Source organism: Burkholderia sp. MS455 (assembly GCF_016899445.1).
Lineage (GTDB): Bacteria > Pseudomonadota > Gammaproteobacteria > Burkholderiales > Burkholderiaceae > Burkholderia > Burkholderia pyrrocinia_C.
Window position 1 is genome coordinate 2,628,084 of record NZ_CP041779.1, and the last position, 12,151, is coordinate 2,640,234.

11 protein-coding genes are annotated in these 12,151 nt (G+C 66.0%); 3 read left to right on the forward strand and 8 right to left on the reverse strand.

Annotated features, from left to right (window positions below; translation table 11 throughout):
- Positions 1-158: 158 nt before the first annotated feature.
- A complete protein-coding gene (locus tag FPJ27_RS31210) occupies positions 159-1,364 on the forward strand; it encodes a chromate transporter (protein ID WP_204424032.1) in 1,206 nt (401 codons plus the stop codon).
- Positions 1,365-1,418: 54 nt separating this feature from the next.
- On the opposite strand, the gene FPJ27_RS31215 is transcribed toward FPJ27_RS31210, so the two are convergent.
- On the reverse strand, positions 1,419-1,865 hold the full coding sequence (locus tag FPJ27_RS31215; protein ID WP_072440835.1) for a multidrug/biocide efflux PACE transporter: 447 nt from the start codon (positions 1,863-1,865) through the stop codon (positions 1,419-1,421).
- 112 nt (positions 1,866-1,977) lie between these two features.
- On the opposite strand from FPJ27_RS31215, the gene FPJ27_RS31220 reads away from it, so the two are divergent.
- Positions 1,978-2,862: a LysR family transcriptional regulator gene (locus FPJ27_RS31220; protein WP_034184790.1), complete on the forward strand. Its 885-nt coding sequence runs from the start codon at positions 1,978-1,980 to the stop codon at positions 2,860-2,862.
- 48 nt (positions 2,863-2,910) lie between these two features.
- Here the strand turns inward: FPJ27_RS31220 and FPJ27_RS31225 are convergent, their stop codons facing one another.
- The 5 genes from FPJ27_RS31225 to FPJ27_RS31245 all read right to left on the reverse strand — a co-directional run bounded on the left by FPJ27_RS31225 (position 2,911) and on the right by FPJ27_RS31245 (position 10,888).
- Positions 2,911-3,369: a CopD family protein gene (locus FPJ27_RS31225; RefSeq protein ID WP_047898700.1), complete on the reverse strand. Its 459-nt coding sequence runs from the start codon at positions 3,367-3,369 to the stop codon at positions 2,911-2,913.
- Between the two features lie 255 nt (positions 3,370-3,624).
- On the reverse strand, positions 3,625-5,946 hold the full coding sequence (gene parC / locus FPJ27_RS31230) for a DNA topoisomerase IV subunit A (protein WP_204424034.1): 2,322 nt from the start codon (positions 5,944-5,946) through the stop codon (positions 3,625-3,627).
- 66 nt (positions 5,947-6,012) lie between these two features.
- Positions 6,013-7,995 carry a DNA topoisomerase IV subunit B gene (gene parE / locus FPJ27_RS31235; RefSeq protein ID WP_072440843.1) on the reverse strand — a complete coding sequence of 661 codons (1,983 nt, stop codon included), beginning with the start codon at positions 7,993-7,995 and terminating at the stop codon, positions 6,013-6,015.
- 248 nt (positions 7,996-8,243) lie between these two features.
- On the reverse strand, positions 8,244-10,193 hold the full coding sequence (locus FPJ27_RS31240) for an ATP-binding cassette domain-containing protein (RefSeq protein ID WP_072440845.1): 1,950 nt from the start codon (positions 10,191-10,193) through the stop codon (positions 8,244-8,246).
- Positions 10,194-10,483: 290 nt separating this feature from the next.
- Positions 10,484-10,888 carry a DUF4399 domain-containing protein gene (locus FPJ27_RS31245; protein ID WP_204424036.1) on the reverse strand — a complete coding sequence of 135 codons (405 nt, stop codon included), beginning with the start codon at positions 10,886-10,888 and terminating at the stop codon, positions 10,484-10,486.
- A gap of 198 nt (positions 10,889-11,086) precedes the next feature.
- On the opposite strand from FPJ27_RS31245, the gene FPJ27_RS31250 reads away from it, so the two are divergent.
- Entirely contained in the window at positions 11,087-11,269 is a 183-nt protein-coding gene (locus FPJ27_RS31250; protein ID WP_006398668.1) for a rubredoxin, read from the forward strand.
- A gap of 274 nt (positions 11,270-11,543) precedes the next feature.
- Here FPJ27_RS31250 and FPJ27_RS31255 read toward each other — a convergent pair whose 3' ends face one another.
- Both FPJ27_RS31255 and FPJ27_RS31260 read right to left on the reverse strand, forming a co-directional pair.
- A complete protein-coding gene (locus tag FPJ27_RS31255) occupies positions 11,544-11,801 on the reverse strand; it encodes a PAAR domain-containing protein (protein ID WP_204424038.1) in 258 nt (85 codons plus the stop codon).
- A 100-nt stretch (positions 11,802-11,901) separates the two neighbouring features.
- Complete coding sequence (locus FPJ27_RS31260) at positions 11,902-12,150, reverse strand: hypothetical protein (RefSeq protein ID WP_204424040.1); 249 nt, start codon at positions 12,148-12,150, stop codon at positions 11,902-11,904.
- Position 12,151 lies beyond the last annotated feature (1 nt).

The window sequence follows — 12,151 nt, forward strand, 5'->3', positions numbered from 1 at the left end:
TTATTTCGTTTTCCGATCTTATTCTTCAGTTTATTAATTAGCGTTTCCGCGCATGGCAGTGTCGCGATGCGCGGCGGACAATCGGGAGGGCCAACGTATCGGCGGGCCGCCGTCAGCGTCTATACGCGCGAGATCTGGCCTGCGCCAACACCACAATCATGACAACCGTCGAAGTCGAAGTGACCGCTCGTGTCGAAGAGGCACCGGCATCCCTATGGACCTTGTTCAAGGTCGTCGCCGGCATTTCGGCGATCTCGTGGGGCGGGCTTTCGATGATGGCGCAACTCGAACGCCATTACGTGGAACGGCTGCAGCGCATCGAACCGCACGTATTCGGCGATCTCGTCGCGCTCGCGTGGCTCGTGCCGGGTCCCGTCGGCTGCAATGTTGCGGTGCAGGTCGGCCAGACGCTGCACGGTCGCGCCGGCGCATGGGTCGCCGGCCTCGCGAGCGTGCTGCCGTTTTCCATCCTGATGACGCTGTTCGCGATCTTCTATCGCACGCCGCTCGTGCGCTCGCTTGCCGCGCCGATGCTGATCAATCACTTCGGGATGGTGCTCGCCGCGCTGATCGGCATCACGTGGGTCAAGCAGTTGCGCATGCTCGCGCGCACGCGGCTCGAACAGGCGATCGCCGCGCTGTCGACGATTCTGCTCGCGTTCGCGCATAGTCCGGCCGCTTTCGTCGGGATTCTTTTCGCTGCGTTTGCAGCGGGCTGGCTGACCGGGCCGACGCAACGCGACGCGGTCGATTTCACGCTGTCGAGACGCGACCGCAACCTGCTCGTGCTGCTCGGCGTGCTCGTCGCGTTGTTCGCCGTGCCGCTGCCAGGCGATTACCAGGAGCAACTGCTGTGGCCGCGCCTCGCGGGCGCCGGCATGACGCTGTTCGGCGGCGGCTTCTCCGCGCTGCCGGTGCTCAAGACGCTGTTCGTCTCGCCGGCCACGGGCATCTCCGATCACGACTTCACGCTGGCGTTCGCGCTGTCCCCCGTGGCGCCGGGACCGCTGCTGAACGTCGTGCCGTTTCTCGGCTACCTGACCGACGGCTGGGTCGGCGCGCTGCTCGCCACGGCCGCGCTGTTCATTCCGTCGGGTTGTCTCGTCGTGTTTGCTCAGAACCACCTGTCCCGGCTCAAGCGCCATTCGCGCTTCGAGCACGGGATGCGCCTGTTGCGCGCGGCGACGACGGGCTTTCTCGTCGTCGCCGTCGTGAAGATTCTGCATCGCGAGCCGGCCGACCCGATTTACTGGCTGACGGGCGCGTTCGCGACGCTGTGCTTCACGCGCCTCAGGGTGCCCGTCTATGCCGTCTACGGCGCGGTCGCGGTTGTCTGCGGCGTGTGGCTGTGGGCCGCGCGCTGACGGGCGGCCGTCACTCTACCGGACTCGACCGGCACTCACCGGCACCAGGCGGCTTCACCCCGCCTGCACCGCGACCCGGCGTGCCATCCAGCGGGCGCGCAGCGCGTCGTACGCGAGGTTGAAGCAGAACGTGTAGGGCAGGAAGAACAGCACGATGCCGAGGTCGAGCAGCAGCGCCTCGACGAGGCTCACGTTCAGCCACCACGCGGCAACCGGCACCACCATCGCGACGAGGCCGAGCTCGAAGACGACCGCGTGCGCGATCCGCATGCCGAGCGTGCGCGACAGCCCCGCGCGCCGTTCGAAGCGGTCGAACAGCGTGTTGAAGGTCATGTTCCACGCCATCGCGATCAGCGACACCATCACCGTCAGCACGCCGACGTGCGATACCGGCATGTCGAGCAGCCACGCGCCGATCGGCGCGCACAGCGCGATCGCGACCAGCTCGAACGTCAGCGCATGCAGCAACCGTTCCGTCACCGTTTTGTTCATCTGTTTCATGGTTCCCTCCGATTCGTTACGTCATTCATGTCGGTCATTTTGATCGGCGCAACCGTATGAATCCAGTTTGATATCATCGGTTTTACCGATATTACAAAGTCTGGAGCGCCACATGCGCCACGCCCCCGAAGCCCTGCTCGCATTCGCCGAAGCCGCGCTGCTCGGCTCGTTCACGGCCGCCGCGCGCAAGCTCGGCAAGCGCCAGTCGACCGTGTCGGAGGCGATCGCGAACCTCGAGATCGATCTCGGCGTGCAGTTGTTCGACCGCTCGACGCGCGCACCGACGCTGACCGATGCCGGGCGCGCGCTGCTGCCGCAGGTGCAGCGCACACTCGAGGCCGGCGCGGCGATCGACCGCACGGCCGCGCGGCTCGCACGCGGCGAGGAAGCACGGCTGACGCTCGTCGTGTCCGATACGTACCAGTCGAAGCGCTACGAGGAAACGTTGATGGCACTCGAACGGCGCTTTCCGGCGCTCGAGCTCGAATGCCAGATCGCCGAGCACGAAGACGTGCTCGACCTGATCCAGCAGGGTCGCGCGCAGCTCGGGCTGATGGCCGCGCGCGCTGCCTACCCGGCCGATATCGGCGCGGCGACGGTGGCGGAGGAATCGGAGATCGGGCTGTTCGTCGGGCGCACGCATGCGCTTGCGGAATACGGCGATACGGAAGTGCCGCACGCGGCGTTGCGCGACGTGCGCGAACTGCGCCTCAACACCTATGTGAAAACGGAAGGCCGCAGCGCCGACGACCGAATCGTCGTCGGCACGCAGCACTGGCTGGCACCGAGCTACCTGATGCTGCTGGAGATGGCGGTGCTGGGGTTCGGCTGGGCCGAGCTGCCGCGCTGGATGGTCGACCACTTCGCGCGCGATCGCCTGTGCGAACTGCGCGCACGCGGCTGGCCGCGCCGTGTGCGGGTGGATGCGGTATGGTCGCGCAACCGCCCGCTCGGCCCGGCCGGCTCCTGGCTGCTCGACGCGATGCTGGCCGCGTAGCGGCGCATGCCGGCGCGCCCGCGGTTGGCGCCGGCATGCGCCTGAAGATCAGAAGCCGCGCGACAGCACGGCCGCACCGACCGTGACGACACCGAGCACGAGATTGACGACGACGAGCAGGCGCACCGCGTTCACCGCGCGCGCGCCGTCCGGCCAGTTCTGCGCCTGCACCGCGCGGCGGATGCGCGGAAACAGCGCGAAGCGGATGTGCCCGAAGATCAGCATCATCACGACGCCGAGCCCGGCCATCGCGTGCAGCGACCATGTCGCGTGCGCGCCGCCGAATTCCACGAGCAGGAAGCCGCCGGACAGCAGGATCACGATCACGGAACCCGCCACCCAGTTGAAGAAGCGGCCGAACACGCCTTCGATCAGCGGCAACCGGAGCTGCGGCGACAGGTCGGACAATGCCGGACGCAGGCAGAAGTTCGCGAAGACCATCCCGCCCACCCACACGGCAACGGCCAGCAGATGAAGAAACAGCGCGACGGCAACAGCGTGGGACATGGCGACAATCCTGTGATGGGGTGGGTGCTGCGAACGGCCGCGTCGCACGCGGCATCGAACGTCGTTCGACCGGCCTGTCGCCGCGCGGTTCAGGCCCCAGGCGCGATTTGACAATATTTTGCAAGTTCCGCGTGACAGCGCCACGCTTGCTTACCCGAATCACCCGCATCCGCGGTCCCAAAGAAAAGGCCGCACGTCCGCCGAAGCGGAGGTGCGGCCTTCGATCGCGGCCGAACCGGACGATCGCGCGCGGTGTCAGCCGAGCAGCGGACGCAACTCGTTGACGACCTTGAGCTTCGTGTCCGGCGCGCGGCCCTTGCGTGCGCGCTTGCCGATATGCGGCGCGAGCCCCGCATACGACAGCGTGTCGTCCTGCGCCTTGCCGCCGCGGCCGGTGCCGATCAGCACGACGCCCGCCGGATCGATCGCGAGCGCCTGCACGAGCGTTTCCTTGTCGTCGAGCGCCATCAGGATCACGCCGCGGCCGCCGCCGGACAGCGTCTTCATCTCGTCCATCCCGAACACGAGCAGCCGGCCGCCGCTCGACAGGCACGCGACCTGCGTCGCGTTCGGCAGCACGGGCATCGGCGCGAGCGGCACCGCGCCCGTGTCGATCGTCATGAACGACTTGCCGGCCTTCACGCGGCTCACCATGTCGCCGACCTTCGCAAGGAAGCCGAAGCCGTTGCTCGATGCGAGCAGCAGTTGCTGGTCGGCCGGCGCCGCATAGTAGTGCATCAGGTGCGAACCCGATTCGAGCTCGATCAGCGACGTGACCGGCACGCCGTCACCGCGCCCGCCCGGCAGCACCGACACGTCGACCGAATACACGCGGCCGCTGCTGCCCCATGCGATCAGGCGATCGGGCGTGCGGCACTGGAACGCCGCATACAGATGGTCGCCGGCCTTGAACGTGAAGCCGGCCGGGTCGAGCCCGTGGCCCTTCAGCGCGCGTACCCAGCCCTTCTGCGACACGACGACCGTCACCGGCTCGTCGACCACCTTCGCCTCGAACGTCGCGCGCTTTTCCTGCTGGATCAGCGTGCGGCGCTCGTCGCCGTACTGCTTCGCGTCGGCCTCGATCTCCTTGATCATCAGCCGCTTCATCGCGCTTTCGTTCGCGAGCAGTTCCTCGAGCTTCGCCTTCTCGTCGCGCAGCGCTTCGAGTTCCTTCTCGATCTTGATCTTCTCGAGCCGCGCGAGCTGGCGCAGCCGGATTTCGAGAATGTCCTCGGCCTGCCGCTCGGAGAGGCCGAACGCGTTCATCAGCGCAGCCTTCGGCTCGTCCGACTCGCGGATGATGCGGATCACCTCGTCGATGTTCAGGAAGACGATCATCCGCCCTTCGAGGATATGGATGCGGTCGTCGACCTTCGCGAGACGATGGCGCGTGCGCCGCGTCATCGTCAGCTGGCGGAACTTCACCCATTCGTCGAGGATCGTCAGCAGGCCCTTCTGGCCCGGCCGGCCGTCGGCGCCGATCATCACGAGGTTCAGCGTCGCGTTCGATTCGAGACTCGTGTACGCGAGCAGCGTGTTCACGAATTCCGTCTGATCGATCGTGCGCGACTTCGGCTCGAACACGAGCCGCACCGCCGCTTCCTTGCCCGACTCGTCGCGCACCGCGTCGAGCAGGTCGAGCATCGCCTTCTTCGTGTTGAGCTGTTCAGGCGTCAGCGTCTTCTTGCCGAGCTTGAGCTTCGGGTTGGTCAGTTCCTCGATTTCCTCGAGCACCTTCTGGCCCGACGTGCTCGGCGGCAGCTCGGTCACGACGAGCTGCCACTGGCCACGCGCGAGATCCTCGATCTTCCAGCGCGCGCGCACCTTCAGGCTGCCGCGGCCCGTTTCGTAGGCCGCCGCGATTTCCGTGTCGCTCGAAATGATCTGGCCGCCGCCCGGGAAGTCCGGGCCGGGGATCAGGTTCATCAGCTCCGCGTGCGAAAGCTTCGGATTGCGGATCAGTGCAACCGCCGCGGCCGCCACTTCGCGCAGGTTGTGCGACGGGATTTCCGTCGCGAGGCCGACCGCGATGCCCGACGCGCCGTTCAGCAGCACGAACGGCATGCGGCTCGGCAGCGTCTTCGGTTCGTCGAACGAGCCGTCGTAGTTCGGCATGAAGTCGACCGTGCCCTGGTCGATCTCGTCGAGCAGCAGCTTCGCGATCGGCGTGAGCCGCGCTTCGGTGTAACGCATTGCCGCCGCGCCGTCGCCGTCGCGCGAGCCGAAGTTGCCCTGCCCGTCGATCAGCGGGTAGCGCAGCGAGAAATCCTGCGCGAGACGCACGAGCGCGTCGTATGCCGACTGGTCGCCGTGCGGGTGGTATTTACCGAGCACGTCGCCGACCACGCGCGCCGACTTCACCGGCTTCGCGTCCGGGCCGAGGCCCATTTCGTTCATCGCGAACAGAATCCGGCGCTGCACCGGCTTCTGGCCGTCGCACACGTCGGGCAGCGCGCGGCTCTTCACGACGCTGACCGCGTAGCTGAGATACGCCTGCTCCGCGTAGTTGCCGAGCGTCAACGCGTCGCTCTCGGGCGCGTCGGGGCTGGCAAAGAGATCGGAAGTGTTGTCGTCCATCTGAATTCCGTATTCGTAAGTGGCGTGAGGCCGGGCCGGGCGTCATGCCCGGCCGCGCGCAGGGGGCTAGATATCCGCTTCGACGTCGTTGCCCTTTTCCTCGAGCCAGCCGCGCCGCGCGGCTGCCTCGCCCTTGCCCATCAGCATCGTCATCCGCGCGACGGTCGCGTCGAAGTCGAGCTCGCCGAGCTTGATCGGCATCAGGCGGCGCGTGTCGGGGTTCATCGTCGTGTCCCAAAGCTGCTCGGCGCTCATTTCGCCAAGCCCCTTGAAGCGGCTGATGCTCCACTGCGTCTCGCGCGCGCCGTCCTTGCGCAGCTTGTCGAGGATCGCTTCCAGCTCGCCGTCGTCGAGCGCATAGAGCTTCTGCGCGGGCTTCTTGCCGCGCGCGGGCGCGTCGACGCGGAACAGCGGCGGCCGTGCGACATACACGTGGCCGCGCTCGATCAGTTGCGGGAAATGCTTGAAGAACAGCGTGAGCAGCAGCACCTGGATGTGCGAGCCGTCGACGTCCGCGTCCGACAGGATGCAGATCTTGCCGTAGCGCAGATTCGACAGGTCGATGGTGTCGTCCGGGCTGTGCGGATCGACGCCGATCGCAACCGAGATGTCGTGCACTTCGTTGTTCGCGAACAGGCGGTCGCGCTCGGTTTCCCAGGTATTCAGCACCTTGCCGCGCAGCGGCAGGATCGCCTGGTACTCCTTGTCGCGGCCCATCTTCGCGGAGCCGCCCGCCGAATCGCCCTCGACGAGGAACAGCTCGTTGCGCTCGATATCCTCGGTCTCGCAGTCGGTCAGCTTGCCGGGCAGCACCGCGACGCCCGAGCTCTTGCGCTTCTCGACCTTCTGGCCCGCGCGCGTGCGCGCCTGCGCCTGCTTGATCACGAGTTCGGCAAGCTTCTTGCCGTGCTCGACGTGCTGGTTCAGCCACAGTTCGAGCGCGGGGCGCGAGAACGACGACACGAGCTTCACCGCGTCGCGGCTGTTCAGGCGTTCCTTGATCTGCCCCTGGAACTGCGGATCGAGCACCTTCGCGGACAGCACGAACGACACGCGCGCGAACACGTCTTCGGCGAGCAGCTTCACGCCCTTCGGCTGCAGATTGTGCAGCTCGACGAAGCTTTTCACCGCCTGATAGAGACCGTCGCGCAGCCCCGACTCGTGCGTGCCGCCTGCCGGCGTCGGGATCAGGTTCACGTACGACTCGCGCACGAGCGAGCCTTCCTCGCTCCAGGCGACGACCCACGACGCGCCCTCGCCCTCGGCGAACGTATCGTCGCCCGAACGCGAATCGGCGAAACGCTCGCCTTCGAACAGCGGGATCAGCAGCTCGCTGCCGTTCATTTCGTCGAGCAGGTAGCCGCGCAGGCCGTCCTCGTACTTCCACGTCTGGCGCTCGCCGGTCTTTTCGTTGACGAGCACGACCTCGACGCCCGGCAGCAGCACGGCCTTCGAGCGCAGCAGGCGCTGCAGTTCGCCGAGCGGCAGGTTCGGCGAATCGAAGTATTTCGGGTTCGGCCACACCTGTACGCGCGTGCCGGATTTCTTCTCGCCCCGGCCCGCGCCCTGCGTCGTCAGCGGCTTCACGACGTCGCCGTCGGCGAAGCCGAGTTCGGCGATCTTGCCGTCGCGCCAGACCGTTACGTCGAGGCGCGTCGCGAGCGCGTTCGTCACCGACACGCCGACGCCGTGCAGGCCGCCCGAGAACGTATACGCGCCGCCCGCGGCCTTGTCGAACTTGCCGCCCGCATGCAGGCGCGTGAACACGATCTCGACGACCGGCACGCCTTCTTCGGGGTGCATGCCGAACGGGATGCCGCGGCCGTCGTCCTCGACCGACACCGACTGGTCGGTGTGCAGCGTGACCGTGATCTGCTTGCCGTAGCCGCCGAGTGCCTCGTCGGACGCGTTGTCGATGACTTCCTGGATGATGTGCAGCGGATTCTCGGTACGGGTGTACATGCCGGGCCGCTGCTTGACCGGCTCGAGACCCTTGAGCACCTTGATCGATGCTTCGCTATAGGCCGCGCTGGGTTTCTTCGTTGACATAGGCGCTGAATTTCGTCATTCATCGGGACGTTGTCCACACCTCGTGTGGATAACGTCGTGGACAAAACGTTGAGTTCCGTAAAAAAGCGAATCGAAACAACGGTGTGCTTGGACTGCTCCGAAAGCGGGCGCGCGGCGTGCTGCGCTACCCGGGACGCGCGGTATTTTACTGGTTCCACGTGGCATGCCAATCGCGAGATCATCGCGCGGCCATCGCCGGCCGCGCGGCGCGCGACGCGCGACGCGCGTTATGCCGGCTTGCGCTTCGCCTCGAGCGTTTCCCACCGTTCGAGCGAGGCGAGCAATTCGTCGTCGATCGCCGCGAACCGCTCGGTCAGGCGCGTGCCTTCCTGCGGATCCTTCGCGAAAATCGAGCCGTCCTCGAGCTGCGCATTGATCGTCTTCTGCTCTTCTTCGAGCGCGGCGATCTTCTCCGGCAGCGAATCGAGTTCGCGCTGCTCGTTGAACGACAGCTTCACCGTGCGCTGCGCATTGCGGCCCGCGGCGCTCTTCGCCGGCTCTTCCTTGACGGGCGCCGCCTCCTTGACCGCGCGCTTCGCGGCTTCCTGCTGCGCGAGCTGCTCCGAGCGCTCGCTCTGGATCTGCCAGTCGGTGAAGCCGCCGACGTATTCGCGCCACTTGCCGTCGCCTTCGGCCGCGATCACCGACGTCACGACGTTGTCGAGGAACGCGCGATCGTGGCTGACGAGCAGCACCGTGCCGTCGTAGTCGGCCAGCAACTCTTCGAGCAGTTCGAGCGTCGGGATGTCGAGGTCGTTGGTCGGTTCATCGAGCACCAGCACGTTGGCCGGACGCGCGAACAGGCGCGCGAGCAGCAGCCGGTTGCGCTCGCCGCCCGACAGCGACTTCACCGGCGAACGCGCGCGTTCCGGCGCGAACAGGAAGTCGCCGAGATAGCTCATCACGTGCTTGCGCACGCCGCCGATCTCGACCCATTCGCTGCCGGGGCTGATGGTATCCGCGAGGCTCTTCTCCTGGTCGAGCTGCGCGCGCATCTGGTCGAAATACGCGACCTGAAGGTTCGTGCCGGTGCGCACCGTGCCTTCGTCGGGCTTCAGCTCGCCGAGGATCAGCTTGAGCAGCGTGGTCTTGCCCGCGCCGTTCGGGCCGACGAAGCCGATCTTGTCGCCGCGCATGACCGTCGTCGAGAAGCGGTCGACGACCGTACGGCCGCCGTAGCGCTTCGTCACGTCGGTCAGCTCCGCGACGATCTTGCCGGACTTCTCGCCCTGCGCGACGTCGAGCCTTACGTTGCCCTGCGAATTGCGGCGCTCCGCGCGCTCGTGACGCATCTGCTCGAGCCGCGCGACGCGACCGACGCTGCGCGTGCGGCGCGCCTCGACGCCCTTGCGGATCCACACCTCTTCCTGCGCGAGCAGCTTGTCGAACTTGTCGTTTTCCACGCGCTCGACTTCGAGCTGCTGAGCCTTGCGGGTCTGGTACGCGGAGAAATTGCCCGGGTACGACAGCAGCCGGCCGCGGTCGAGCTCGACGATGCGCGTCGCGACGCGGTCGAGGAACGCGCGATCGTGCGTGATGAACAGCAGGCCCGCGCGCTGCGCGACGAGCAGCTCTTCCAGCCAGCGGATGCCGTCGAAGTCGAGGTGATTGGTCGGTTCGTCGAGCAGCAGCACGTCGGGCTGCAGCACCAGCGCGCGCGCCAGCGCGACGCGCTTCTGCATCCCGCCCGACAGCGCGTCGACGCTCGCGTCGCCGTCCGGCAGGCCGATCTGCGCGAGCGTCATCGACACGCGCGTGCGCCAGCTCCATGCGTCGTGCGCGTCGAGCGACGATTGCAGCGCGTTCATCCGCGCGAGCAGCGCATCGTGCTCTGCGCCTTCCGGTATATCCGCGAGGCGGTGCGCGATCGAATCGTATTCTTCGAGCAGTTCGCGCGTGTGCGTGAGCCCCGACGCGACCGCATCGAACACCGTCGCGCCCGGCTCGAATTCGGGCTCCTGCGGCACGTAGACGGTCACCAGTTCCTGCTGGCGCGTGACCAGCCCGTCGTCGGGCTTCGCGAGGCCGGCGACGATCTTCAGCAGCGACGACTTGCCCGCGCCGTTGCGGCCGATCAGGCCGACGCGCTCGCCGGCTTCCAGCGAGAAATCCGCGTGATCGAGCAACGCGACGTGACCGAACGCAAGCTGCGCGCCGGTAATGGAATAGAGCGACATGGGGAGACGGCGGAGAGAGAGGAATCGGAAGCGCCCATTGTACCGGTCGCGGACGCCGCAACCGGTATGGCCGGACGGACTAGCCCTGCGAGCGGCACTCGAACCGCGTCGACGCGGTGCGATGGAGCGTTGCCATGTATGGCTTGCGGCCGGTTTCCGGTTTCCGGTGCCGGATGCCGGCCGCGGATTGCGCGCGACCGGATGCACGGGCGAATGCCGGCCCGATGCCCGCGGCCGGTCGGCCGGCCATCCCGCGGATGGCGCATCGGGCGCCCGCGCGGGATGCGCGGTTACTTCACGTTGACCGTGATCGTCGAACTCATTTCGGGACCGTACGAACGGTGCGCACCGTCGCCGAGCTGCAGCGTCAGCGTGTGCGGGCCGGGCGGCAGCTTCACATCGGTTTCGGTCTGGCCCTTGCCGAAATGCAGAGAATGGTCGGACGCCGGGATCACGTCGCCCTTCGGCACCGGCTTGCCGTCGATCAGCAGGTGATGGTGGCCCGTATTCGGCGTCATGTCGCCGGCCGGCTTGAGCGCCACGCCTTCGAGACCGAACTTCACATGCACGGGGCTGGACACCGTCGCGCCGTCCTGCGGCTCGACAAAGAACACGCGTGCTTCGGCGCGCGCGAGCGTCGACACGGCCAGCGCCGCGACACAAACCGCACCCGCGATCCACTTTCTGTTGAGCATCGTTTCCTCCTTCAGATTGACAGGCCCACGAAGCATACACTGCAAGCCCGCCGCACGCGATGACACCCAATGTTCGCGATGCGTACGTTTAAAACGACGTTGCGCAGGCGTTCGGCGAAATTCCGGTAACATTGCGCCTTTCGTCCGCCGGCGAGGCTGCGGACGGCATCATCGAGTTTCCATTATTCCGAGCGCTACATGAGCGAAGTAACCGAATACCAGAGCTGGGTCTGCCTGATTTGCGGGTGGGTCTACAACGAAGCGGAAGGGCTGCCCGACGAGGGCATCGCACCCGGCACCCGTTTTGCCGACATTCCCGCCGACTGGCGGTGCCCGCTGTGCGACGTGGGCAAGGAAGATTTCGTCGTCGTCGATTTCTGATCGCGGCAGACCGCGCGATACGCGCGTCGGCGTGCAATCCGCCCGCCGAGGCGCCGCGCGTTTGCTATACTCTGCGCGCTGTCCACATCGCCGTCCGGTTCGCGTTTTTCGCGCGATCGGCCGGACATGGCTCTCCCCGTAGTTCAGGGGGTGGAATGAGAAGTGCAAGGCTTATCCAGCACGGCTCCCGCCGCGTGCTGTAGCAAATCTGTAGCACACAAAAAAGCCCGCTCGCAGCGGGCTTTCAAGCTTCTGAGCACCGTCCATTTCGTTGCTACCCACGCCCAGATCCTGGAACCGAGGAGATCAGCGAAGCCCCACACGAAGTCTTGTGGCCATCGAACGACGCAAAGCCACCGTCTACCTCAAAGTCTGCGTCACCTTCGACGATCACGCATTCGCCATGAATCGGACAGGTGCAGCGGTCACCGATTCGCGCGACCGCGCGCCCCATAACCTCGCTATTGGGGGCACCCGACTCGACTCGTCCACCGTGACTGTGAACGTCCCCTACCCGAACAATGCCGCGCATGGAAGCTCCTGCTCCTGATTCAAAATCGATACAGACACTACCGCACAATCTCGTCGACTTCCCAACACAAAGACAATCCGCGCACCGTGGTCATACCGGTTCATTTGCGCGCTCTGAATCCTTTGACCAAACCAATGATGATCAGGATAAGTCCAGCTGCAACGATAAGAACCGGCACGGACAGAACAAAACCTATCTGGGCGTCGCTTTGAATATGCCATTGGTCAAATGCACCAATGGCCAGAAACACAATAAGGATAGAAAAAAGGCCGACTCCCGCGACAAGCATCCCACCTCCCCACGCCAATATTTGAAGATGGCGAGAAGGTTTGTACGCCCCAAGTTCCATG

Coding starts and splice junctions, on each gene's coding strand:
- FPJ27_RS31240 (WP_072440845.1), bottom strand. CDS start 10,193: ATGTCGCTCTATTCCATTACCGGCGCGCAGCTTGCGTTCGGTCACGTC.
- FPJ27_RS31215 (WP_072440835.1), bottom strand. CDS start 1,865: ATGAAACAGATGAACAAAACGGTGACGGAACGGTTGCTGCATGCGCTG.
- FPJ27_RS31260 (WP_204424040.1), bottom strand. CDS start 12,150: ATGGAACTTGGGGCGTACAAACCTTCTCGCCATCTTCAAATATTGGCG.
- FPJ27_RS31210 (WP_204424032.1), top strand. CDS start 159: ATGACAACCGTCGAAGTCGAAGTGACCGCTCGTGTCGAAGAGGCACCG.
- parC (WP_204424034.1), bottom strand. CDS start 5,946: ATGGACGACAACACTTCCGATCTCTTTGCCAGCCCCGACGCGCCCGAG.
- FPJ27_RS31220 (WP_034184790.1), top strand. CDS start 1,978: ATGCGCCACGCCCCCGAAGCCCTGCTCGCATTCGCCGAAGCCGCGCTG.
- FPJ27_RS31255 (WP_204424038.1), bottom strand. CDS start 11,801: ATGCGCGGCATTGTTCGGGTAGGGGACGTTCACAGTCACGGTGGACGA.
- FPJ27_RS31250 (WP_006398668.1), top strand. CDS start 11,087: ATGAGCGAAGTAACCGAATACCAGAGCTGGGTCTGCCTGATTTGCGGG.
- parE (WP_072440843.1), bottom strand. CDS start 7,995: ATGTCAACGAAGAAACCCAGCGCGGCCTATAGCGAAGCATCGATCAAG.
- FPJ27_RS31245 (WP_204424036.1), bottom strand. CDS start 10,888: ATGCTCAACAGAAAGTGGATCGCGGGTGCGGTTTGTGTCGCGGCGCTG.
- FPJ27_RS31225 (WP_047898700.1), bottom strand. CDS start 3,369: ATGTCCCACGCTGTTGCCGTCGCGCTGTTTCTTCATCTGCTGGCCGTT.